Source organism: Bacteroides sp. AF32-8BH (assembly GCF_003435205.1).
GTDB lineage: Bacteria > Bacteroidota > Bacteroidia > Bacteroidales > Bacteroidaceae > Bacteroides > Bacteroides ovatus.
The window spans coordinates 21,065-47,447 of sequence record NZ_QVLZ01000015.1 but is presented as its reverse complement, the minus strand read 5'-3'; the positions used below and the strand labels follow the sequence as shown (position 1 = coordinate 47,447).

At 42.3% G+C, this 26,383-nt stretch carries 15 protein-coding genes; 2 read left to right on the top strand and 13 right to left on the bottom strand.

Translation table 11 applies throughout. The annotated features are described in order from the left end of the window. Positions 1-7 precede the first annotated feature (7 nt). Positions 8-2,056 carry a helix-hairpin-helix domain-containing protein gene (locus DWZ47_RS12305; protein ID WP_117513296.1) on the bottom strand — a complete coding sequence of 683 codons (2,049 nt, stop codon included), beginning with the start codon at positions 2,054-2,056 and terminating at the stop codon, positions 8-10. Between the two features lie 144 nt (positions 2,057-2,200). Between DWZ47_RS12305 and DWZ47_RS12300 the strand changes: the two genes are divergently transcribed. Continuing rightward, positions 2,201-2,779: a DUF4294 domain-containing protein gene (locus DWZ47_RS12300; RefSeq protein WP_004302817.1), complete on the top strand. Its 579-nt coding sequence runs from the start codon at positions 2,201-2,203 to the stop codon at positions 2,777-2,779. A gap of 361 nt (positions 2,780-3,140) precedes the next feature. Here DWZ47_RS12300 and DWZ47_RS12295 read toward each other — a convergent pair whose 3' ends face one another. After that, a complete protein-coding gene (locus DWZ47_RS12295; protein WP_032845842.1) occupies positions 3,141-3,668 on the bottom strand; it encodes an RNA methyltransferase in 528 nt (175 codons plus the stop codon). A 501-nt stretch (positions 3,669-4,169) separates the two neighbouring features. On the opposite strand from DWZ47_RS12295, the gene nadA reads away from it, so the two are divergent. Then, positions 4,170-5,108: a quinolinate synthase NadA gene (gene nadA, locus DWZ47_RS12285; RefSeq protein ID WP_032845840.1), complete on the top strand. Its 939-nt coding sequence runs from the start codon at positions 4,170-4,172 to the stop codon at positions 5,106-5,108. Positions 5,109-5,241: 133 nt separating this feature from the next. On the opposite strand, the gene DWZ47_RS12280 is transcribed toward nadA, so the two are convergent. The 11 genes from DWZ47_RS12280 to DWZ47_RS12230 all read right to left on the bottom strand — a co-directional run bounded on the left by DWZ47_RS12280 (position 5,242) and on the right by DWZ47_RS12230 (position 26,291). Beyond that, the gene (locus DWZ47_RS12280) at positions 5,242-7,530 is read right to left on the bottom strand and encodes a beta-glucosidase (protein WP_233525038.1); all 2,289 of its coding nucleotides are present in this window, start codon (positions 7,528-7,530) and stop codon (positions 5,242-5,244) included. Positions 7,531-7,544: 14 nt separating this feature from the next. Next, on the bottom strand, positions 7,545-9,896 hold the full coding sequence (locus DWZ47_RS12275; RefSeq protein WP_117513342.1) for a glycoside hydrolase family 3 N-terminal domain-containing protein: 2,352 nt from the start codon (positions 9,894-9,896) through the stop codon (positions 7,545-7,547). Positions 9,897-9,937: 41 nt separating this feature from the next. Next, the gene (locus DWZ47_RS12270; protein ID WP_117513292.1) at positions 9,938-12,397 is read right to left on the bottom strand and encodes a glycoside hydrolase family 2 TIM barrel-domain containing protein; all 2,460 of its coding nucleotides are present in this window, start codon (positions 12,395-12,397) and stop codon (positions 9,938-9,940) included. Then, positions 12,390-13,442: a glycosyl hydrolase 53 family protein gene (locus DWZ47_RS12265; RefSeq protein WP_032845835.1), complete on the bottom strand. Its 1,053-nt coding sequence runs from the start codon at positions 13,440-13,442 to the stop codon at positions 12,390-12,392. The genes DWZ47_RS12270 and DWZ47_RS12265 overlap by 8 nt, the downstream gene beginning before the upstream one ends. 20 nt (positions 13,443-13,462) lie before the next feature. Next, positions 13,463-15,085, bottom strand: coding sequence for a DUF5111 domain-containing protein (locus tag DWZ47_RS12260; protein ID WP_117513288.1), 1,623 nt, complete (start codon positions 15,083-15,085; stop codon positions 13,463-13,465). A gap of 14 nt (positions 15,086-15,099) precedes the next feature. After that, positions 15,100-16,662: a RagB/SusD family nutrient uptake outer membrane protein gene (locus DWZ47_RS12255; protein WP_117513286.1), complete on the bottom strand. Its 1,563-nt coding sequence runs from the start codon at positions 16,660-16,662 to the stop codon at positions 15,100-15,102. A gap of 32 nt (positions 16,663-16,694) precedes the next feature. Then, entirely contained in the window at positions 16,695-19,607 is a 2,913-nt protein-coding gene (locus DWZ47_RS12250) for a SusC/RagA family TonB-linked outer membrane protein (RefSeq protein ID WP_233525043.1), read from the bottom strand. 229 nt (positions 19,608-19,836) lie between these two features. Beyond that, positions 19,837-23,745, bottom strand: a complete 3,909-nt coding sequence (locus tag DWZ47_RS12245) for a two-component regulator propeller domain-containing protein (RefSeq protein ID WP_117513282.1) — start codon at positions 23,743-23,745, stop codon at positions 19,837-19,839. Positions 23,746-23,866: 121 nt separating this feature from the next. After that, positions 23,867-24,709, bottom strand: coding sequence for a flagellar motor protein MotB (locus DWZ47_RS12240; protein ID WP_117513280.1), 843 nt, complete (start codon positions 24,707-24,709; stop codon positions 23,867-23,869). A 31-nt stretch (positions 24,710-24,740) separates the two neighbouring features. Then, positions 24,741-25,322 carry a non-canonical purine NTP diphosphatase gene (locus DWZ47_RS12235; RefSeq protein WP_117513340.1) on the bottom strand — a complete coding sequence of 194 codons (582 nt, stop codon included), beginning with the start codon at positions 25,320-25,322 and terminating at the stop codon, positions 24,741-24,743. 51 nt (positions 25,323-25,373) lie between these two features. Next, entirely contained in the window at positions 25,374-26,291 is a 918-nt protein-coding gene (locus DWZ47_RS12230) for a YitT family protein (protein ID WP_004302802.1), read from the bottom strand. Positions 26,292-26,383 lie beyond the last annotated feature (92 nt).

Below are 26,383 nucleotides of genomic sequence, written 5' to 3'. Positions count from 1 at the left end.
AGATAGCCTAAAACTTAATACGCAGTTGCATTTGTATATCTGCTTTTTTATTTCCACAGATCAAATCGTTGCCGGAACCTATCTCGTTACGGTCCAGATAGACGGTTTCGCCGAACTTGGTTATCAATAGAAAGTGTTTGTTCAGTTCATATTTGAAACGGATACTACACCGGAATCCACGACCTTGAAAAGACGGAGTATAAAACGTATAAAGCAATCCGCTTTCCGAAGCATATACACGCGAGTCATAATCGTCTGTAAAAAAGTAACTGCCCTGAACGTCAGCAAACAGCCTGGCCCAAGGCAGTTGGGAGGATATCATTTGTGTAACCTGATATCCTTTATTAGCAGCTCTGTCCTGAGAATGAAAATGATTATAATCTAAAGTTGTACGACTGCTTAACACATCTCCCCAAAAATAGTTCAAACGATAGCGAAGTTGATGGTGAAAAATAGGAAGTGTTAGTGTTCCTTTACTACCTGTCCAGTCACGCTCTTTTTGTTTATAACGATACCTTAGATACATGGATAGATTGCTGCGTGGAGTGAAAGTGGTTTGAAACAGTCCATCTGTTCCACGAGAGGGTTTATTCACTCTGTATTTTTTCCACGGAAAGGAAAATAAATCGAATGAGGCGAAAAACTTCCAATAAGCAAAAGGAGAAGTTTCCAAGCCGATATAATATCCCTGTTCATTTTGTGTCGTACTTCCTTCACCGAATGAATGGGCAAACATAGCCCAATAGTTATAAGAATAAAACCGATGTATCAACATGATTTGAGTGTTTTGAACCGGTGAATATTGCAAACGATTCAAAGAAGCCCAACCTTGTTTTCCGATTGCCGTCTCTCCCTGAAAAGAAAAACGATGCCATCGGTAAGCATAATCTATTCCCAGATTATAGAAGTTATTTCCATGAAGATTGTATTTGGAATAACCTGTTAATTCCGGTTCGTATGGTCGGTTGAAAAGGTAGTAAATACCGGTGATACCCAATCGGATACGGTTGTGTTGATAACTCACGTGTCCACCTGTTAATTGCATGGTGAACAGGTTCTTTTTATCCGCTTCCTTTTGACTTCGATGCAGCCCGGTTTTGTAGATAGAAGTGATTGTTCCATCAGTGATTACTCCATCCAGAGAACGGTGTGAATAGAAACCAGAAATATCCCAATCTTTTGTCAAAGAAACAGTGGCAGCTACTCCTCGAAAATAGTTGTATTCGTCAGCAGAAGAATGTTTCTTTATCCCGCTATTACGGTTATTGAAAGAAGAAGCGTAAACTGTTTTTCCCATCAAATAATCAGTACTAATCACCAGACCTTGTCCGAAACTAAGCCGATAGTTACCAACAGCTAATGCTTTTAATCGTCCACAATCTTTTAATAACAGATAAAAGGAATAATAATCATAGCCGTAGCGATTATGTAAAGCTCCAAAAGGTTCTCCAGCATCTTTTTCAGCAACGACTCCTGCATAGAGTCGGTCACTATACCGAAAACTGTATTTCACAGAGTTATAAACAGAAGGTCCTAAATAGGTATGTTCATAACCTTTCCGCTTATAAAATGGTATATCAAAGCGAGTTAACAGTTCATTCTTTCCATACTTTGCTGCGCTTTTCAACAGACTTTTCCACCGAAAAGAAGGTTCATTGTTAATAGCTTTTATACAGACGAAGGGTAATAGATACTGGATTGTTTGCTTATCCATCTCTTCTACCAATTGAAGTTCATAGATAGTTTTCATCTGTCCGTGTATATAGATGTAAGCCAGCAAATGTTCAATCTGAATATCACTAAGGAAAGGAAACTGTTCGAGTTGTTCACGGGTAGCAACATTCAAATTTACTGGTTCTTGCATACGATTGGAAAGTTCTTCCAATTCATTTTCCCAATTAGGAGTATTAACAGAGTTATCAGTATCGTTATTAACAGATAAATCTTCAAGAATATCCTCCAAAAGAGTTTCAGAAGGGTTTTGAGCACTACAAGCAGGAATTATTAACAGGCTGTTTATAATACTTATCAACCGTAAAAGTTGAATCGTTTTCATCAATAAAATGGTTTATTCTTCCTGCTTTTTAACAGATAAGGCCGCAAAGATACTTTAAATAGGTTAACATCGAAGAGAAATGTCTGAATAATAAAATTTTAATTCTATTTTTGTATCGTGAAAAGGAGGCTTAACATAGTAGTAATGACGCTGTTTGCTATTGTTTGTTGTTCGTTGCGCCTGCAAGCTCAAGAAAAACAAAGCATCAATGGATATTTGGTTCCGATGTGTATCTACAATGGAGATACCATTCCATGTGTCCAGTTAAGAACTGTGTATATTTTCCGTCCGTTGAAATTCAAGAATGAAAAAGAACGCCAGGAATATTACCGACTGATCCGCAATGTGAAAAAGGTATATCCTATCTCCAGAGAAATTAACCAGGCCATCATCGAAACTTACGAATATCTTCAGACATTACCCAATGAGAAAGCCCGCCAGAAACATATCAAACGGGTTGAAAAAGGATTGAAAGAGCAATATACTCCCCGAATGAAGAAACTTTCTTTTGCACAGGGAAAACTGTTGATTAAATTAATAGACCGCCAAAGCAATTCTACCAGCTATGAACTGGTGAAAGCATTTATGGGACCTTTCAAAGCGGGATTCTATCAGACTTTTGCTGCATTATTCGGAGCCAGTTTAAAAAAAGAATATGATCCGCAAGGTGAGGATAAACTAACAGAACGTGTGGTGTTGATGGTGGAGAACGGACAGATCTAAAATCAATCGGCTTATAAGTTTATCAACCTTACAAGCCAATTTATCAACTACTCAACCCTACCAGTTATCATTTCAAGAATTAACAAGCTTCCTGCAAGGTATTAATTTCTGTTTTCTCAAAAGTTAATACTTAAGTTCCCAGCTATTAATACGTATCATATAGGCTGTTAATACCTGACAACTCAAGTATTAACAGCCTGAAAACAAACTATCAACAACTATAATAATAACTTCCCAACATCCATAGAATCAACATGGTTCCATATAGTTATAAACAATACATAGTTATTGATTATAAATGAATTAACTAAGCTATTAACTCGTTATAAACAACTTATTAACCAATCCTGTATTATAGCTATTAACGTAACTTTTTGAACAAATCCCAAATCACAATACCGGTAGTTACGGAAACATTCAAAGAGTGTTTCGTTCCGTATTGAGGAATCTCTATACAGCCATCCGAATGGTTAATAACCTCCTGCTGTACCCCTTTCACTTCGTTTCCCATTACGATAGCGTACTTCTTGGTTTTATCCAGCTGAAGTTCATCAAGCATGATGCTTCCTTCCACCTGTTCTACAGAATAAACGATATACCCTTCGTTTTTGAGGTTATCAACAGCATCAACAGCGTTATTAACATACTTCCAGTCGACAGTGAACTCCGCACCCAATGCAGTCTTATGCATTTCAGGGTGTGGCGGGGTAGCTGTTATACCACACAGATAGATACATTCAATACGGAAAGCATCCGAAGTACGGAACACAGAACCTATATTGTGCAAACTACGAATATCGTCCAGCACTACTACTAGAGGCAGTTTTTCAACCTGTTTAAACTCTTCGGCACTGATACGGTTCAGTTCTGTTATTTTCAGTTTACGCATACGTCTTTTCTTTTATTATGTTCTTGTCCACAAAGGTAATTCTTTTCAGTTAACAAGATGTTGATAACGGTTTAAAACCTGTCAAAACTATCGGCAAAGATTTTGAAAAATAATTCTTGCATTATTCAAAAGAAGGTATAAGAGGCCTTCGTTATGAACATTCCAAAAAACTAACCCAAAACTTTCTACACAGACATAAACATATTTTTCAGCACTTATCTGCCTGTTTATATCCATAAAGTTTTTAACTTTGCACTTTATCAACAGGGAGTTAATAGCAAACTCCTATTTGACGGCATTTAACGATGCTTTCATTGATAATGAAGCAAGTAGAATAGAATATCTTGTCCTTTACATCAGTTCATAACCAACTCATAAAACAGAAGTATGGACTAATAACTTATCCGGCAAGAAAAATCGTATTTATTTGCTAACATTATTAACAGGCTATCATCACTAACAAAGGATTTTTTTTAAAAGGAAAGAAATAAGAATATTATTATGAATGAACTCATAAAGGCTATTAACGAGCTAAAGAAAGAAAAGAATGCAATCATTTTGGGACACTACTACCAGAAGGGGGAAATACAAGACATCGCTGATTATGTTGGCGACAGTTTGGCATTGGCTCAATGGGCAGCCAAAACGGAAGCGGATATTATTGTGATGTGTGGCGTTCACTTTATGGGGGAAACGGCAAAAGTGCTTTGTCCGGACAAGAAAGTGCTGGTGCCCGACATGGCGGCAGGTTGTTCGTTGGCGGACAGTTGTCCGGCGGATCAGTTTGCGCAGTTTGTCAAAGAGCATCCGGGATACACCGTTATTTCTTACGTCAATACGACGGCTGCAGTGAAAGCGGTAACGGATGTGGTGGTGACTTCCACCAATGCGAAGCAGATTGTGGAAAGCTTCCCCAAAGATGAGAAAATAATCTTTGGTCCGGACCGAAATCTGGGGAATTATATCAACTCAGTTACGAACCGGAATATGTTGCTTTGGGACGGTGCCTGTCATGTGCATGAACAGTTCTCTGTTGAAAAGATTGTGGAATTGAAGACGCAGCATCCCGAAGCATTGGTGCTGGCACATCCCGAATGTAAAAGTACGGTTTTGAAACTGGCGGATGTGGTAGGGTCTACGGCAGCATTGTTGAAGTATGCAGTGAATCATCCGGAAAACACCTATATTGTGGCTACCGAATCGGGTATCTTGCATGAGATGCAGAAGAAGTGTCCGCAGACGACGTTTATCCCTGCTCCACCGAACGATAGTACGTGTGGATGTAACGAGTGTAGCTTCATGCGATTGAATACGTTAGAGAAGCTCTATGAGTGTCTGAAGAATGAGTCACCGGAGATTACAGTAGATCCGGAGGTGGCTAAGAAGGCAGTGAAGCCGATTCAACGAATGTTGGAGATTTCGGCTAAGTTGGGATTATAAATTTTAGTTTATCTGGAGATATTACAATAAAAAAGGATTATAGCTGATAAAAAGCCATAATCCTTTTTTATTGTAGTTTTAAACATTGTTGTCTATTTCTTAGTGGATAATAGAGAACATATACTAAAATCCCTTATAAGCTGACACTGACTTTCTCCTGTTGTTTTTTAATCTTTATTTTGCCTTCACAAAGGATGTTGCGACTATTATCACCGATACGGAAAACGTATGTGCCGCCATCAACAATCCAGGCTGATTTCTTGTCATAGAAGGATGCCAGGTTTATCTTTGGAATACAGATAGTGAGCAACTGACTTTCACCCGGTTTTAATAAACGTGTTTTGGCGAAGCCCTTCAGTTCCTGTTCCGGTTTGTCCTGATTTCCTTTAGGGGCTGTCACATAAACCTGAACAACTTGCTTGCCAGCGGTGATACCTGTGTTTTTAACGTTGACACTGACCTCTATGATATCGTCAGAATATGTATCCCCATTCTTTACGTTTAACTTTAGTCCCTCAAACTCAAATGTGGTGTATGTAAGTCCGTATCCGAATGGATAAGATACGTTCAGTCTCTGCTTGTCAAACCAACGGTAGCCTACATATATGTCTTCCTCATATTCTGTATAATCTATGTTTTTACGGTCATTCTTATTTTCATCGCCCCATCCACTTATGTCGGGAGAATCAAGCGGGAAATTTTTCGTAGAAGCATGGTCACTTAATTTCTCGGGTAATGTCATGGGTAAATGTCCTGACGGCGCTACCTTGCCTGTCAGCATATCGGCGATGCTGTGTCCAATTTCCTGTCCACACTGCCATGGCAACAGGATAGCATCGGGAATATCTTTCCATGAAGCGGTCTCTATAGCTCCTCCTACATTGAGCACTACCACAACCTTCTTTTCTGCCTTGTGGAACGCATCAGCCACCTGAGTAAGCAGTGCTTTATCATCGGCATCAAGCTCGAAGTCAGCTGCCGGACGGTCACGGCCTTCACCTGATTGACGTTGGATGGTGACGATGGCAATATCGTTATTCTTGACAGCATCTGCCAAAGCGTCCGGAATAAATTCCGGGGCTACAGGATTTCTTTGCCACCACTCCAGCTTTGCCATCTTTTCATCGTAAGCCCATAGATATTTGGTATATTCAGACACTAGATTATTGTCAACATTAAAACCGGCATTGCGCATCCCCTCGACAAGCGACACGATATAAGCCTTATTTACATCACCAGAACCGGTACCTCCGGCAATGGGTCTATAAGAGCCGCAACCGAAGAGAGCTACATTTTCCATATGATTAAGTGGTAGCAGATTTTCATTGTTCTTCAGTAAGACTGTACCTTCGGCAGCAGCCTCACGCACTATCTGAGCATGAGCCTTTAGATTGGGATTACTGCTGAATTTATATTTATTGAAGCGTGGAGTCTTAACGATATATGCTAACATGCGACGCACACAGGCGTCAACATACTTTTGGTCGAGTTTGCCACTTTCCACAGCTTCCACTATCTCATTGATAAATTTAGGTGAGCCTGGTTCTACAAGGTCATTACCGGCAGTAATACATTTAACCGCGTCAAAGTATCCACCCCAGTCAGTCACCACTATGCCGTTGTATCCCCAGTCGTTACGAAGAATGTCGGTGAGCAGGTCACGACGTGAGTTGGTATACTCACCGTTAACCTTGTTGTAAGAACTCATCACTGTCCATGGCTGTGATTTTTTCACTGCAATTTCAAATGGTTTAAGATAAATCTCGCGAGCTGCCCGTTGTGACACTCTGGCATCATTACCTAAACGGCGTGTTTCTTGATTATTGAAAGCGTAGTGCTTGAGTGAAGTACCTACACCATTACTTTGAATACCATTGATATAAGCGGCTGCTATATTTCCGCTAAGGACAGGATCTTCGGAGAAATACTCGAAGTTGCGGCCGCAGAGAGGATTTCGTTGGATATTGTTACCGGGAGCCAAAAGTACATCCACACCATATTCGAGTACTTCGTTTCCCATGGCCTTAGTGGCACGATATACAATGTCTTCATTCCAAGATGCTGCAAGACTTGTCCCGATAGGAAAACCTGTACAATTGTAAGTATTACTATCGTAATTACGCTTGGTATAGATACGCAGACCTGCAGGTCCGTCGGCCATTACCGTCGGCGGTATTCCCAGACGCGGAATACTATAAGTATTTCCTGCCGCACCGGGTATGTATTTCTCCGTATTGCCTATTTGAGTACCTTGGGCATTTTGATTAGCAGCCAGCTCACCAACCAGCAGTGTTGCCTTCTCACGCAGTGTCATCGCATTGAGAATTTCATCGATATTGTCGGTACGAAGCTGAGGCGCTTGTGCCAATGATGCTGTAGAAAATGCAGCTACAGCCATTGTTAAAATAATATTTTTCATCATTTTCTATCTGTATTTTAACGATTTGGAGTAGTCCAACGATAAGTTTCGGTGGCTTTGATATTTATAGCTTGATCTCTTGTTGTAATACGAAAATCGCCAGCTTCAAGAATCCAGTGTTCATCGTAACCAACGTAAGCAAGGTCGCTTGCGGGAAGTTTTAATGTCACCGTTTTCGTTTCGCCAGGTTTCAAACTTATCTTGTCAAATGCGCGCAGGCGTCTTATATCCGGAGAAGTAGTAGCCACAAGATCGCTGGAAAAGAGAAGTACGCTTTCCATACCTTTGCGAGAGCCGGTATTGGTGACATCAACCGAGAAAGAAAGCGTATCCTTATGGGTGAATTCTTTACGGTTGACACACAGGTTGGAGTATTTGAAAGTAGTATAACTAAGGCCATAGCCGAAGAGCCACTGTACATCTATAGTTGCTTCGTAGTTATAGACACCGGCCATAGTAGCTGAAACTTCTCCTTTCTTATAATCGTATGTGACAAGAGCTCCATGATGTTTGGGATAGGTGAACGGCAGACGACCACTGAAGTTCTCATCGCCTGCCAACAGGCTTGCAAGTGCCTCACCACCATAGTTGGAAGGAAGCATAATGTTGACAATAGCCTTTGCTCCCGGAACTATAGAGTTAATAAGCCTCGGACGACCTTCGTTGAGAATCAATACAACAGGTTTACCGGTAGCATAAAGGCGGTTCACCAAATCTATCTGATTAGGAGACAGGTTGAGGTCGTTGATATTCCCTTGAGTCTCGCAGTAACTGGTTTCACCGATACAAGCTACGACAATGTCAATATCCTTGGTGGCAGCTATAACCTTGTCGAAATCCCCGACATGTTCCACACCCCAGTTACCGACCCACTGATCGGTAAGACCATAGGTCATGCCAGGTTCATAGACAACATTATCTTTGCCGAAACGATCCTCCATGGCAGCAAGAATAGTCTTGTAGTTCTTCGATATGGGAAGTTCATCAGTCATGTGGCCTTGCCATAAGTAAGTCCATCCTCCGTTAAGACACCGCATAGAATTAGCGTTCGGTCCGGTGACCAGTATTTTCATATCTTTCTTAATAGGAAGTATATGGTCATCATTCTTCAATAGTACCATTGATTCGACAGCGGCTTGCCGGGATACATCGGCAAATTCCTTACTTGCAAATTTAGGATAATCGGTGTACTTGGTGTTAGGCACCTTGAAGAGATTGAGCCGGTATTTCATGCGGAGCACACGACTAACAGCATCATCAATACGGCTCATTGGCACTAAACCCTCATTAACACACTCAATCAACAAATCACAGAAATCAGTGTCGTAAGGCTCCATTGCCATGTCTATGGCGGCATTTATGGCCATGGCTATCGCTTCCTTTTTGTTGGCAGCTACATATTCACGCTGATAGAGGTTGTTGATATCGGCCCAGTCGGTCACGATAAGTCCATCCCAATCAAGTTCTTCTTTCAGCCACTGGTTAAGATAACGGGCATTGGCATGAAAGGGAATACCATTGTTAGTCGTTGAGTTGACCATTATCGACAATGCGCCACCCTTAACGATGGCTTCGAGATAAGGAGCAAAATGTTTTTCGCGCATCTCCTGCTCACTGATAGAGGAATATGTACGGTCTTTGCCACTGACAGGTGATCCATAGCCCATATAATGTTTAATGTTGGCAGCAATATGGAAACGGTCTATCTTATTGGGATTGGTGCCCTGCATGCCTCTGACAGTAGCAGTTGCCATAACCGAAGAAAGATAGGCATCCTCTCCATAGTTCTCCCAGAAACGCGGCCAGAGGGGATTTCGCGCAAGGTCGACAGTGGGATTATATGTCCATGGAACATTGCAGGCACGAGTCTCATAGGCCGTAATCTCTCCGCCACTAAATGCAAGATTCGGGTTGAACGTGGCAGCCATATTTATATTCTGCGGGAAAAGTGTCGCCCCCATAGTATAGCTTGCGCCGTGATTCATATCAAGTCCATATATACATGGTATACCGATACCTTTCATTGATTCATCCTGTACTTGCTTGACAACACGATACCACTGCTCGGGAGTAATGGCAATATCGGCCGTATTGAGAATAGAACCGACTTTCTTCTGGGAAATCACATGATTGAGTTTCGTCTTGTCAAGTGTGAGCGTAGGATTCCAACGCGGATCTGCCGAACTGATAACACTAAGCGTAAGTTCGCACATCTGACCCACTTTTTCCTCAATGGTCATTGATGCAACACAGCGCTTAATCTCTGCTTCCATATCCTCATCACCGGGGATAACAGGGGGACTGATTACCGTTGCTGCTGCCGAAACGACATTAGCAACAGTAATCAGAGCAAAAAATATCTTATGCATAAAACTATATTTCATTATCAATACCTATTAAAAAACACTAATTACTCTACATTCAAAATTATTTTTGCGGGTTTAACCCCCTTTGCATAAGCCTCAAAAACTATTTTACCGGATTCTTCAGAACTTTGGATAATAGCAGTCAAAGCACCGCTGAACAATGTCATGTCCGGTTCATGGAACAGTTCGGTACACGTAGGGTCACCGTTTGCAGCAGCGCGAAATTTGCCGGCTCCTGAAACTTTGAAGTTTACTTTTCGTGTATCTGTCGGTACCAGATTTCCATTTTTGTCAGCTACTTGAACTGTTATATAAACTAAATCTTCACCGTCGGCCTTCATAGAAGTGCGATTGGACGAAAGTACGAGATGGTGAGGTTTACCGGCTGTCTTGATTATCTTTTCGTCTGCCGGATTTCCATTCTCGTCATATGCTGTCACTTTAACTTCCCCTGGCTGATATATAACATCATTCCACATCAAGCGATAACGTTTCTGAAGAGCAAGCGAATCTGTTGACGACTCATATTCAGTACGGGTTAACTTGCGTTGACGACCTTGACTCACACCGTTGATAAACAATTCAGCTTCCGGATAGTCGGTATAGACGTAAACAGGAACCTTTTTACCTTCCCGACCTTCAAGATTCCAATGGGGGAGAACATGCAGGGTATGGTCTTCCTTGTTCCAAAGGCTTCTATAAAGGTAAAAGCGGTCTTTCGGAAGACTGGCCAAGTCAAATATTCCAAATACAGAGCTATGTGAAGGCCAGGCGTCCGTATCATACGGAGTCGGTTCTCCAAGGTAATCGAATCCAGTCCATACAAACTGCCCTATCATCCATTCTTTATCATCATCCATAATGAAATCAAGATCCGGAACATTAGACCATGATGCATTTTCATTGTCATAGCTGTTGCTCTGATTCTCGGGATGATATACTAATACTTGGCCGCGATATATAACAGGCCAATAATAGATGCCGCGTGAAGAGAAAGTGGATGCTGTCTCGGCGCCAAGTATCATTTTTTGCGGAAGTTTCTCATAAGCCTTGTCGTAGTGTTGAGGTTTATAATTGAAGCCCGGAATATCGAGAGCGGCAGCAAAACCATTTTCAAGGACAGCGCCAATCTGATCCATACCACATGTGACAGGGCGTGTAGGGTCAAGCTGATGTATCAGATCTTGAAGCATCATCAGTTCTGAAATTCCATCAGGCCCCCATTGCGAAGGGACTTCATTACCGATAGACCACATCACGACTGACGGATTGGAGCGATATTGCTTTATCATGTTGGTGATATCACATTCGGCCCAGTCATTGAATATTTTTCCATAACCATTCTCTGACTTTGGACGGAACCCCCAATCATCAAAAGGTTCAATCATAAGCATCATACCCATTTCATCGCAAATTTTAACGAGTTCAGGTGCCGGCATATTGTGAGCGGTACGTATCGCATTGGCTCCCATATCCTTCAAAAGTTCAACCTGATGACGAAGAGCGGCTTCGTTTACGGCTGCACCGAGCGGGCCGAGATCGTGGTGGTTGCAGACTCCCTTGAATTTTGTTACTTTTCCGTTTAAAAAGAAACCTTTCTCCGGAATATATTCTATCTTGCGTATTCCAAAACAAGTGTCATAGGTATCCACATTTTTTCCTTCAACAATCAGGCGGATGGATGCTGTATAAAGGTCAGGCTTTTCGGGCGACCAGAGAATGGGATTGTTTACAATGAAATTCTGAATCAAGGGCTGACCATGGCTGACATAAGTAGTTTTGGATGTAGCGACCACTGTTCCGTCCGGACTCTTTATCTCGGTGATGACGTCCACCCACTTTCCTTTTCCGGCTCCGTCAATCTCCGTCTGAAGTTTGACGGACGCGTATTCGGGAGTTATTGTGGGAGTAGTGATGTATGTACCCCACGTGGGAATATGGATTTTATCAGTCTTGACAAGGTGGACATTCCGGTATAGTCCGGCACCGGGATACCAGCGCGATTGCTTTACCTTGTTCTCAAGTTCTACAATCAGTTCATTTTTTCCCGGTCGGATCAATGAATCGATAACTGTATAAAATGAATTATATCCATAGGGCCAGGCAATGGCATGCTTGCCGTTAATACTTACATTGGCATTGCTCATGGCGCCGTCAAAAACGAGGGTATAGCTGCAATCTGTTGTGTCGGGTATTTCAATGATACGTTTATAAGCACCTTTGCCAATGAAAGGGAGTCCGCCGGTACGTCCTGTTTTCCAGGTATCTTCCGTTTCTCCATTTTGTTCGACTGTGACGTGTTGCAGGTCGTTCTCACGGGAGAACGGGTCATAAATAGCCCAATCATGCGGGATTGTTACCGCCTTCCATGTCTTGTCGGATTCAAGTCCGTCCCGGCGGAATTCCCATCCGTCGGTAAGTTTGGTTTCTGTACGTTGGGCGGATGCGGGGAGTGTGATGGCTGCCAGTACAGCAGCCATCCATATCTGACACTTCTTATTCATATTGACTCATGTTAAAAGGTTCAAGAGCTTCTGTGGGCTTGCCATCGTCGCTGAAAGCGCCTTTATCATAGCCTGATTCCCTATAAGTCTCCGGTTCCCAATATAAGATGCCTCTACAGTATCCTTTGGTATCGTTCATCATTTTATCGAAAAGATATTCAAAGTATTCCCGTGCCGTACCAGGATCATTACGTAACATACCTGTCTCTACGACCATGCAAGGAGTACCGTATTTTTCGGACAGGGTTATGATGTTGTCTGTCAACGCATCGGTTTGCTTCTGCCAGTCGCCGGCATCGGGATAGAACGACATGCCGATGATGTCCCATTTAGTATTGTTCAGCTTTAAACCGTTGAATATGCGGGTATAGATATCGAGCAGATTGCCGCGATCCAGATGAACAATCACTTGGGCGTCGGGATAAACTGACTTGACAGCATCATAACCGGCCTGTGTCAAGACAGCATAGTTGCCCATATTCTTATCCACATTCCCCATAGGCCATAACATGCCGCCGGTTGTCTCGTTGCCGACCTGCACCCATTCCACATCAATGCCATTCTCTTTGAGTGTTGAAAGAACATCTACCGTATGATCTGCCACGGCTTGTTTCATCTGATTCAAATCGTAGTCTATCCAGGCTGCAGGTATGTCTTGAGTTCCCGGGTCAGCAAAATCATCACTATAGTGGAAATCTATCATCAGGCGCATTCCGAGAGCCTGTACACGTTTAGCCTTCACAAGTACATCTTCCTTTTCGCACAAATCAAGAGCATGATCCACGAATACACGAAGACGGATGGTATTCATCCCCAATTCTTTCATCAGGGCCGTACATTCGCGTTCTTCCCCGGCTTTGTTATAGAATTTCACTCCTTTAGCTTCAAATTCTGTTACTCCACTAATGTCAGCACCTGATGCGAAATGCTCGGTAGGAGCAGGCGGGTCGACCGTTGGACGTTCCTTGAACTCATGCTCGTCCAGACAAGATGTAATGGTGATAGCTAAAATCACAGAAAGTAATGCTATATTTATTCTTTTCATGATCGTATATTTATAATTGATTATAAAGCTGTAAAGGTATAAGTCATATTACCCATATCATAGAGGTTGACAGTCAGAAGGTATTTGCCGGATCCGGGAGGTACAATATTGTCACCTTCAAGATAGCCGAGTACGCCGTCGCCCTTAGACTTGAAATGGTTGCTCCAATCTTCATCAATGAGAATCTGCATACCCCATCCCACTTCTTGAATATCTAATTCCGCAGTCCAGACTTTCGTTTCCTTGTCATAGGTCATGGCACTCTTCAAATCATGATCTCCGAACACCGTCAAAGACTGGATTTCTTTCGCATTCCAATAGTTTTCAGGAAGATTCACATAGTAGAGGTAGAGACCTTCTTTTCCACCATCCACATATATATTATATGCCTTATTTGACGAATCAAGTTCTTGAAGAGACTGCGGGTTTGAACCGTAAACAGTTTCTCTACCCACTGTTGCAAACTTATAATTCTCCCATTTGCCGGCGTAATAGAAGCCCATGTACTCACCATTGCTTTTCGAAGAGAACAAGCGGCATTTCACATCGCTATGATTCTCGATGTTTATCATCTCAAGATAAGGATCGTATGTTACGACCGGAGTCTCGTCTACTTCATAGGTCGCAGTTGGATTCTCTCCCGACATGTTAATGGTTACAATCCAGTTACCTGCTTCTGAAATTGACAGGAGCTGACCGAAGTCAATCGGATCACTATCAATACCACCTTCGTTCTCTATGTTGTATTTCTTGGTAGTAGCTTTTGCAGAGAAGGTTTCAGCTCCGGTGGTTGTTACCTTGGCCGACCATGAATTGGTAGACTGCTTGAATTTCATTTCAGTATTCGTACCTGCAGCTGAAGTGAGCGTCATGCTGTTGAGATACTCTGCAGTCCATTTTTTTGCGTTAGTGTCGGCAGTCACACGATAAGAGCCTGCATCTCCGGGGAACCATAAATTATAGAATGTAACTCCATCTTTACTCATCGTGAATGCTGAGCCGGGTTGACTACCCCAAATCGTATTGTCGCGTTCTTGGAGGTAGAAGTTCATCCAACCGGAAGCAGCTACATACCCTGTATAGATGCCATTTTCTGACGGTGAATAAAGGGCTGCCAATACCGTTGTCTTGTCTGTAGCGAGTACATCCATTCGATTCATACGTAGGCCATAAGGTGATACGTTGATTTCAATAGGCATACTATACTGATATGCGACATTTTCGGCAACTACATATCTCACTCTGATATGTAAAGGTGCTTTCTGCCAGGGTTGATAGCCGAGACGGATAAGAATCGGGTTTAATTCCTTCTCTGTAAAAGTTTTCGTAAGGCCTTCCACTGACACGAATTCAATGAGTGAAAAGTCTGAAGTTGGTGACATTTCCAGATAGTTCTTGACGCTTCCATCCGGAACGGCATAAGAAGGGTTATCGACGGATAGTTGATAATCTCCCCATGTAAGTGTCACCGCTTCGTTACTTTCGTTCACTCCTTCCATTACCACTTCGTTTGTCGATGCGATGAGTTCCCTAGGATCAAGGTTGTCAAATCCCTGGAGTTTCGGCATCTCGATATCCGTTGAACAGGAAGCAAAACTTCCGGCCATAACGGCTGCCGTTAAGAATTTATATAATGCTTTCATTGGATACTATGGTTTTAATAATCTTGTTTCATGTTTGGATTGGCGGTTTGTTCAGCATAAGGTATGGGATAGATGTTATATTTGCTATCCACTGCCGTACCGTCAGGCTGGCCGCCTTTAAAGTCCCAAAGATATTTGTCGGTAGTAAAGCAGTCAAAACGGACAAGATCTGTGCGTCTGACCATCTCTATCGATAATTCCCGTGCTCGTTCGTCAAGAATGAAGTCGAGTGTAAGGTCTGCGGCCTGGATATTGCCGGTAGAATTGCCAAAGGCCCGTTCTCTTACTTTGTTTACGTAACCTAAAGCCTCTGTTAATGTAATGTTTGTTGCACCACGCAGATACGACTCGGCAAGCATCAGATATACATCAGCCAAGCGTATGATGGGAAGGTCGGTACAAACACCGTCAGTGGTCTTGGCAGGTGCCTTTCCTTCATCAGTCAAGTTGTTCCATTTCTTATAGAAATAGCCGACGTTTTCGTCACCGACATCGGTGATTTTCGGATCACGGTCGGTAGTGTAGAAAAGATTGCGCTTGTCATTTGTCTCGTAAAGCGGAGGAATCTGGCTACGACAACGGAACATTCCCCAAGATTGTGTCCCGACACCCATTTCCGCACCGTACAATGAGCTTGTTTGCGCACAGACGATATAGGTACTTGCGCCCCATGATACGCTTTGTTCGTTGTCTACAGCGAATGCAAAAAGAATTTCATTGGTGCATTTGTGGTTGTCGGCACCGAAAAGTCTGGTGAATTTCGGTTCAAGCGTATCATAACCCAAGTCAATCAGCGACTTGCAGGCTTTCACACAGTCATCATAGTGATTGCCACAGCCATAAGTTTCTGCATTGAGATAAACCCGTGCCAAAATACCATAGGCGGCAGCTGCGCCGGCGCGTGGATATTCAGGATGATCAGGAAGCTGAAGGGATACTTCTTCAAGCTCCCGGACTATATAGTCAAATATCTGTTGTGCGGTGTATTTGGGTGGAAGGAAAGTTCCGACAGGAGAATTCTCATCCACAAAGGGTATATCCCGAAAAAGGTCAAGCGCATGGGAATAGGCGAGTGAGCGCAGGAAACGTGCTTCTGCTTTCATTTTCCGGAGTTCAACCTGTTCATCCTCGCTAAATTTAGCTAAAGCGTCGTCACTCGAATAACGGATAAACTCATTACAAAGTGCTATGGTATAATAGATCCGGTAATAAGTGTCGTAAACCCATACATCATTGGAATCCCATGAAAGGAATGTAAGTCCGGTCTGGTTGTCAGAAGCGTACGAAAGCATAGCCGTCTCGTCAGTCCCGATTTCCTGCAAATTGAAATAACAACGCATATAGTCGAATTCGCGGCTGCCGCTGATATCGGTGTTACCACCGCCCTTATCCTGACCTGCAAGGACATACGAGCCATAAAGTTTGGCAAGTACTTGCCTATAATTGGGGACTGAGGTATAGATATCCTTGGGAGTCTGCTCAATATGAGGATATTGGTCAAGATCATCGAAGCAGCTACTCACAACACTCATCATTATTGCCATCAGCAACCCTGTGATATATTTTGAAGTTTTCATTGTATAATCAATTTATCTATGATTGTGAATAATTAAAAGTCGATACCGACAGAAACTGAATAGGTACGCGGGCGTGGATAGAACGAATTGTCGCATCCATTGGGCACTTCCGGATCAACGCCGCTGTATTTTGTTATGGTAAATACATTCTGTATCATTGCGCTTACGTATAGGTTACTGCACCAGGAAGCGAGTTTACCGAATGTGTAGCGGAGTGAAATGTTGTCCATCTTAAGGAACGAGGCATTCTCCAAATAATAATCGGATAACCGCTGCCGATGCTGGAATCCGGTTTCAAGATAACTGCGGTTGAGATTATTGATCTGGTATGTGTTGAAACTTACAGTCTCCCAGGCACCCATATTCATAGCATTGCCGTTATAAACATAGTTGCCGATATTGGCTCGTAAACCGAAGCCCAAAGTCCACTTTTTCCATGTCAGGTTGGTACTGAAGCCGAGAATCCAATCCGGAGTAGGAGACTTGCAGCGATAGCGGTCATTATTGTCAATCACGCCATCACCGGTGATATCAGCATACATTCCTTCAATAGGCTTGCCGTTATCATCATAAAGTTGATGGTAGAGATAGAACATATATGGTTCATAACCCTCGGAAAGCACTTGTATGGAATAAGAGTCGAAAGTAGGTCCTGTGAGTGTATTTACGGTCGTTGTTCCGGGAGCAAGCGACAGATTCTTAACCTTCATGGTCTGCCATGTAGCGTTGAAACTTACATCCCAGTTGAAGTCTTTAGTGGCAATAGGAGTCGCATTTATGTTTAATTCCACTCCCCTGCTATCAACATTGCCTACATTGGTAGTCATGCGCGAGTTAAAATTGGCGCCTGCCGGAACCGGCACTTCAGCCAGCAAATCTTTGGTTTTGCGGGTATAGTAATCAAAGCTACCGCTAAGGCGGTTGTCCAATACAGAAAAATCAAAACCATAATTCCACGAGGTGGTTGTCTCCCATTTCAAGTCACCGATATAGCCTTGAGGACGATACATGGGGATATATTCGCCCCCCATAAGATAGTATGCTCCGGGATTACTGATGTTGTATACCGGCATGTAGCCATAATTGTTATTAATATCCTGCTGACCCGTCTCACCATAGCTTACACGCAATTTGAGATTGTCTAACCATGAAATTCCTTTCATGAACTTTTCCTCGTCAACTCTCCAGCCAAGACCGACCGATGGAAAATAACCCCAGCGGTTATCAGGAGAAAATCTTGATGTACCATCGGAACGCATGGTCGCCGTCAACAGGTAGCGGCTGTCAAATGAGTAATTCAAGCGGCCATACCATGATATTAATAAGTGACGCTGATCTGTAGGGGCAACAGACTTCTGTACTTCTCCATATACGTTATATTCATCATATTCTGCAGTTTTGGACTTCCAATATTGGTAGTCGTAACCGGCTGTGATATCAAAGTTGCTCTTGATGCTCTCGATGTTCTTGTTGTAATTGAGATAAGCGGTAAAAAGTTTATTCGTATTGGTCTGAGGGCCATATTTGTTGTTTGTACCTCCAATTTCATAGTTCAGGCCTACACCTTCCGGACAGTAATAAACACCCCATCCTTCAGCATAGTCAAGACCGAGTGAAACATGAGCTTTCAGCTCGGGCAGGAAGTGGAATTTGTAGTCGACGTCAAAGTTGCCGATCATACGCTTGACCTCTGCTTTGTGACTGATGTAATCAAGTCTGCCTACAGGATTGAGCGTCGCGTCGGGAACACCGCCCGGGCTGACAGATTCAAAATAGCCACCGAATGCCCCGTTCGCAGAATGGACAGGCATGGTCGGATTGAATGAAGCCGCGCCATAGATCGCACCGGAGTCGGCAAAACGGGTTTCGCTTACAGACCCTTTGGCGTTAAGCGTGAGTTTCAGATGATCGTCAAAAAATGAGGGATTAAGGACAAGGCTACCCGTGTAACGTTCCACTCTGTCTGATTGAAGGATACCTTCCTGGTTTAAATAACCAACTGACACACGGAAAGGCAACATTCCGACCCGGCCGGATACGCTGACATTATTGTCGGTAGCAAAGGCGGTGTGGAAGATTTCATCAGTCCAGTTAGTCCTGGCATCTCCAAGCAGTGATTTTTGAGTATTGGTACCTTGTGTCGTGATAACGGATTTAAACTGGTCGGCATCGAGCACATCGCTGACTTTGGTCTTTGTTGAAAGTGAATTGTTGGTTACGAAGCTGACCTTTAAGCGGTCTTTTCCACCCTTCTTTGTCGTGATAAGCAATACACCGTTTGATGCGCGCGAACCGTAAATGGCTGTCGACGAAGCATCCTTTAGCACGGTCATGCTTTCAATGTCCGCAGGATTAATCATACTCATAAAGTTACCGCTACCGGTGATACCGCCGCTTTCAAGAGGCACACCGTCGACAACAATAAGAGGGTCGTTGGAAGCATTCAGAGATGCTCCGCCACGAATACGGATTGTGTTGCCTGCTGACGGGGAACCTCCTGAACTCATAATTTGGACACCTGATACTTTACCGTTAATGAGCTGTTCGGCAGAATTGACGATACCTCCATTGAAATCATCAGCCTTTACTGTACTGACAGAACCGGTCAAGTCACTCTTGCGGGTCACACCATAACCAACTACGACCACTTCTTCGAGAAGCTGATTGTCGGTTCGCATTTTCACATGAATCACATCAGATGTGATGTCGACCGTCTGCGTAATATATCCTACATAGGAAATGATAAGTTGTTTGGTCTTGGAAGGAACCTTTAGCGTAAATTTGCCATCAAAATCAGTGATTACTCCAACAGGAGCATTGGCAACTTTGACAGAAGCTCCAATAATAGATTCTCCCATTTCATCGACGACGGTGCCCGTAACCGTCCTTTGTGTTTGAGCGTATACCGAAGCGGGCAACAGTAGTATTGAGAGTAATACTCCCATTAACCAAGTCTTTACCTCGGAAGCTCCATAAGCATTAACCATAGATCAACATGATATTAATTAATAAAATAATTTAAGGCTATCAAACGGGGGATAATCCATTCGATATCTACTTCTGGGAACAAAGGTATGTGATTAAAAAAAGGATTCTGGTCAATAATCGGACAATTGATGCAACAGTTCAGACATCACGCCGATTAAACGAAATATTTGATATTTATGTCTGAAATCATATCACGGATTTGTCATCAGACTGGTACTGGCTCGGTTTCACACCAAACCGTTCCTGGAAACATTTGGCAAAATATGACGGCGTTTTAAATCCCACCATATAGCAGATTTCGGACACGGTAAATCTTTTCTGGCTTAATAGCATGGCGGCTTTCTGAAGTCTTACATTGCGGATATAATCCAGAGGCCCGACCCCCATGTATTTTTTAATGATACGATACAACTGTTTATTGGGCATCTCACACTTCTCACAGACAAAATTGACATTCAGATCCGGGTCGGAAATGTTATCTTCTATGACTTTTGAAATCCTGGCCAGTTGTTTTTCCGACACAGACTCCGCCTCAATGGGTTTTACCTCGGTAATGGCCTCGATACGAATGGCCTCTTGCAACTTGGCGCGCGATTGCAGCAGATGCTTGACCCTGCCCAATAACACTGAAGGTTCAAAAGGTTTCGACATAAAGATGTCAATACCTAGTTTGACGCTTTCATTCTCCGTACTATTATCTGTTTTTGCGGTAAGCATGATAATAGGGATATTTGCCAGACGGGTATTTTGTTTTAAGCGTTGTATCATTTCCAATCCTTTCATTACAGGCATCAATTCGTCCGATATAATCAAATCGGGAATGAAAGATTGCGCGATAGAGAGTCCGGCGCGTCCATTTTCCGCCGACAAGCATATATAGTCCTTCTTTAACAAATCATATATGAACTCTGATATTTGCCGGTTATCTTCGACTATCAGAATTTTGGGTTTCTTATAATCAGCATTATCCATATCTGTATTATGCTCGATTATGGATTTCTCTGACAAAGGTAAGGTAACAATGAACGATGTGCCTTGACCTTTTTCACTGTAAAGCTCAATCTTGCCTTTCATCAGTTCGATGTATTTTTTGATAAGGTACAGACCGATACCGGTACCCTCACGCATCTTGGATGTAGAAGGTGCACGGAACATACGTTGGAATATCAGAGGCTGGTCTATTTCGGCTATACCGATGCCGTCATCCGACACCACGATATGAATATTCCGGTCAACACGGCTTATGCCGCATGAGATGGTAGAATCATCTTCAGAATACTTGCAGGCATTTGACATAAGATTGGTGATGATAGATTCAAACTTAACTGCATCAGCTTCTATTAAAAGCTGGGGCACCGAGGAATGGAATACGAATTTCTTTTGCGGATGATTCTCCTTGAATGTTTCAAAAATGCTTTTGCAGAAATCAACTGCATTGAATGTAGAAAGTATCAATAAGTTTTCTCCCCCGTCTTCCAAGTGATTGATTTCAAGCGTACGGTGTATCATATTGTTTAGCTTGACAGCATTTTCATAGACAGTTTCGAGACTTTTCAGCATTTCTTTGTCCTTCACTTTTTCTTTGAGCACGCTTACCGGCCCCATAATCATTGAAAGCGGTGTCTTCAGGTCATGAGAGATGCTGGAAAGGAAAGTCAGTTTTCGTTCTACATTCTCAAGGGATTTGCGTCTGTCTTCTTCCTGAATAAGTCGGGCATTACGTTTACGCATATATAATATGACACATGCTATAATGGCAAGAATCATTAAGAAATACAGGCAGAAAGCCCACCATGACAGAGGCCAGGGCGCTTGTACGTTCAACGGCAATGAAAATGCAGGCCCCAACGTACCCACTGTTTTCAGCAGTATGAAATAGTCGCCCATCTTCAGTTCGGACAACGAAATGGTGTTGAAATCTTCAGGCATTATAATCCATCTGCCGATGGTGTCGGTCTGCGATTTGGCTAACTTATATATATACCGTTGCAATGCATCGGGAGAATAGTCGAGGTTGCTGACAACAAGCGTCAAATTTCCACCGTAGGGAATAGTCAGTCCTTTCTCCTCGGGATTCAGCCGGGACAAATCAAAAATACCGTCATTCACACTTGTCAGAATCATCTTAATCTTTGCCTTATCAGTCCCATCGTTTATGATACGGGGGTCAACTTCGGTAATCTCATCAATTCCACCTAAATAAACTTTTTGGGTTACAGAATCGGCGAAGATGGATTTATACGACTTTTGCGGTATCGGCAAGAGATTTACCTCAAAGGTTTTGCCATCGATGTTCCATACATTGGTCACAGTCGATATCCACATGCCCTCTCCAACTTTTCCAATAGCCAATATGCTTTCATCGCCATCGGTTTTTGGGAATTTGATAATATGATGGGAATTGTCCTTATTGAAGACAACTGCACCGCCTTTAAAGGCACACCATAATCTTCCTTGTTCATCCAGAGCAAGAAGAGTGGGATAATTACCAGTCATCTCTTCTATATTGTATCTTTCTACACGTCCGTCGGGCGTAACTTCCGTCAATATGTTATCGCTGAAGCACAATATCCAAATATTGCCGGAAGGATCTTTTATAACCTTATTTATAAGGTCATTATTCAACTTTAAATTCAGATTCTTAAAAATCGGTGAGCTGACATTAATCGAATTGTCGGAGACAATTACCCCGCCCGAAGAATCGAACTTGGATTTTGACACATAATGGAGTCCTCCCAGATAGCTGCCAATCATATAATTGGCACCGTCTTCCTCTAAGGCATAAACCCAGTTTGAAGAATGTTTGCCCTCTTTGTCGACTATGTGGAATACATCAAAATTGTCTGCCACGGCGTTGTAGCAATTTAGTCCTCCATCAGTGGCAAACCAGATATTCCCGTCAGAATCCTCCTTTATAGCCCTTATGTGATTGTGGGATAGGGAATGTGGCTTTTTCGAAGGTCGATACCACTTTGCCGGTTCGTTTTCAGCAAGTTTTATAATGCCATTGGTTCCACTGATCCACAAAACTCCTTGCCTGTCTCTATAAATTGAATGTATGTCGTTTCCTTCGCCTGAAAGAGTGAGAGTACTTAACTTGACAATACGTATGGCATTAGAACTTGAAGCTATGGAAAATCCTACCTCATGTCCTACCCATACATTATTTGTATTATCGGAATGAATACACCATATTTCATTGTTTGAAAGCGTCTGTTCTTGTCGCGAGTCGTGGAAGTATTGTTTGACGTTATTGCCGGAAAGATCAAATACGCCATTGTCGGTTCCAACGAGAAGGTGCCCGTTGTCTGATTGTGTGAGGCTCTTGATGTTGTTTCCATTCACATGGGCATTTTTCTCCCAAGCCCCTGTCATAGGAGTGTAGCAGTACAATGTTCCCTCGGTTCCTACATAAATATATTGGTGGTCAGACGTTTCGAGCAAACAGTTGACAAACAGATTGTTTGAGGTTTTCTCATATTCCGGAATATTCACTTCCTTGAATACTTTATCACTCGAGTCCCATCTTGCGAGACCGTCATACGTCCCTGCATATAATATTCCTCTACAATCTCTTAGAATTGAATATACTGACTTGTGCGGCAATCCTTCAGAAACATTTTTGATTTCTTTTGTATTTAGATTGAAAGTATACATTCCGTATATGCTACCAACCCAAAGTATGTCATCAATCAACAGCATACATCTTATTTCTTTGGGAGAATCAGTTTTATAATATTCGAGTGTGTTCCTATAAAAGGAAAACGTCATAAGCCCCTTATTCGTACCCAACAATAATACGCCGTCATTTTCAATGATGGAGTATATAGGATTTCTTCCTATTTCCGTCTCACTTACTGCATGAGTCGTCACGCCGTCGTAGAAGAATAAGCCATTATTTGTCCCTAACCATACTATCCCCCTACTGTCAGTAAAAATGCAATATACAGACATTTTCTTTCCGATGCCGGAAACATTCTTCCAGACAAGCTCTGATTCCGGAAGTGTAGAAAAAGCGACACAATTCACTGCAATACCTAACATCATTACGAGTGCCACTATCTTGGTGAAAAGAAAATATGTATTTTTTTTCATTTTGATTACACGTATAAAGTTGATATCGAGATAAGGATGAAATTATTTCGTTGAATAGTAGAAAGCAAAGGGAAGATACAGCGTTTTGAATCTGCATCTTCCTTTTTTCAATATGAAATTCTTAGTTTTGTCCTTCCGAACTTTGAAGCATCTGGAACAACTTATCCAGTTTCGGAGCCATGATAATCTCCGTACGGCGATTCTTACTTCTGCCTTCGGCTGTTTCATTATCATCCACAGGCATATATTCACCGCGGCCACTAGGCTGAATCTGCAAAGGATTCACATTGTAATTCTTGATGAGGATACGAACTACGGAAGTGGCACGGATCACACTTAAATCCCAGTTATCTTTGAATTGTACAGTATTGATCGGTTTGTTATCCGTATGACCTTCAATAAATACATCAATGTCCGTCTGCTTGTTTAGTACTTCCGCCAGTTTGCCGAGAGCTTCCTCTCCGCGTTTATCCAGGCGGGCACTTCCTGATTGGAATAATAGTTTATCGGACATAGCTACATATACTTTTCCGTCTTTCTCGCGAACGGTCAGTTCGTCGGTACTGAAACCAAGTAAGGCATCTTTTACATTGCTCAAAAGATTCTGTACCTTATCGTTTTGCGCTTTAATCATATCCTGCAACTCATTGATGGTACGTTCTCTTTCGTTAAGCTCGTTTTTCTTCTGGCTCAACAGGGCATTTAGTTTTTCCTGTTCGGTCATATTCACGTTCAGCATACTCTGATATTGGCGGATACTGTTTCCCATTTTGGTGGTATCACGCAAAAGGTTCTTGATTTGTGCCGACATTTGCGCGTTTATATTGCGGCAGTCGGTCAATAATCCTTGCAAACTATCTTTGCTTATAGTAGCTGCCATTTCTGCCTGCATGAACTTCTTTTTTGTTACACATGAAGTACATAACAGTAACGTAAGTAAAGTAAATAAAGTAATTTTCTTCATTGTGTTTTATATTTTAAGTGGGTATGTATAATTAGCTTTGCAGAAACTCACAAAGTTTCTGTACAGCCAGTGCACGATGGCTGATTTGGTTTTTTATATCATTTCCCAATTCGGCAAAAGTCCGGTCGTAGCCTTCAGGCTTAAATATAGGATCGTAGCCAAATCCGGAATCACCACGTTTTTCTTTGATAATTTCGCCTTTTATCACTCCTTCAAAGAGATACTCCTTTCCGTCCAATATCAACGAAATAGCGGTGCGGAATTGCGCTTTACGGTTTTTCTTTCCTTCCAGTTCGTGAAGGAGTTTGAGCATATTAGCCTGGGCGTCATGTCCTTCACCTCCTGCATAGCGGGCGGAATAAACTCCGGGAGCTCCGTTCAAGGCTTCCACTTCCAATCCTGTATCATCGGCAAAACAGTCCAGATGATAGTTTTTATAGATATAGGAAGATTTTAATAGCGCATTTCCTTCCAGTGTTTCGGCAGTTTCGGGAATATCTGTTTGGCAACCGATATCATTGAGACTTAGTAATTCCACTTGGTCTCCTAAGATAGCGGCTACTTCTTCCAGTTTATGAGCGTTATTGGTAGCAAATACAAGTTTGCGTTTCATCATCTTATTTTTTTGTTTTAACAAGGTGGTTCAATACTTATCAACCAGTTATTATTTCACTTTTAGCTTATCGAATCCTTCGCCATACACGCCGATAACAGAACTTTGAGAGATAAAAGCATTTGGATCAATGCGTTTTACCAAACGGAAAATGTCGAGTGACTGACGTTTCTTGGCAAGTACTACCAATACTTTCACATTGTTTTTACTGTACCATCCCGTACCGTCGAGTACTGTAACTCCCCGGTCGGCATCTTTAATAATCCGGTCGGCTATTTCGTCATATTTCTTTGAGAAGATAAAGAATTGAACCGATTGACGGGCACTGTTGATAATCCAGTCGAGCACAACGCCAATGATAAACAGAGTGACAAAACCGAAAATAACCCGGCGCCAGTCATGAAATATAAAGTAACAGGAACTGATAATGAATACATCACAAATCATAATCATTCGTCCGAGTGATACATCTTTGTATTTATTGACGATAGCGGCGATAATATCTGTTCCACCCGTACTTCCATTGTAGTTGAAAGTGATACCCAGACCTACACCGCACATGGCTGCACCGATAATGCAGGCCATGAAATCCTGCCCTGTACCGAGTAACAACGGTTTACCGTCCGGCGTCATATCCGGCGCTTCTACATAATTGTTCACCACCAACTGGAATAACCAAAGCAGAAAAGTCAGTGTAAAAATAGCATAAGTGGTTTTTATACTAAATCTTGGACCTAATACCCGGATGGCAAAGGTCATCAGAACTGCATTAATAATGAAGTATGACCATTGGATTGGAAATCCCGTTGCATAATAGATAATAGCTCCGATACCGGTAGTTCCTCCGGTAGTTATCTGATAAGGTAACAGGAATGCAGCCCATCCCAAAGAATAGCTTATCAATCCGAGAGTGATGTAGATATAATCTTTCACTTCTCTCATTACTTCTGCTTTTGATAGTTTATGCATAGGATTTTAAGTAATAGGATTTTTAAAGTATTAGGTATAAAGTATTAAGTATTAACCTGGCGGATATATTGGGATAGCGGCTACGGATAATA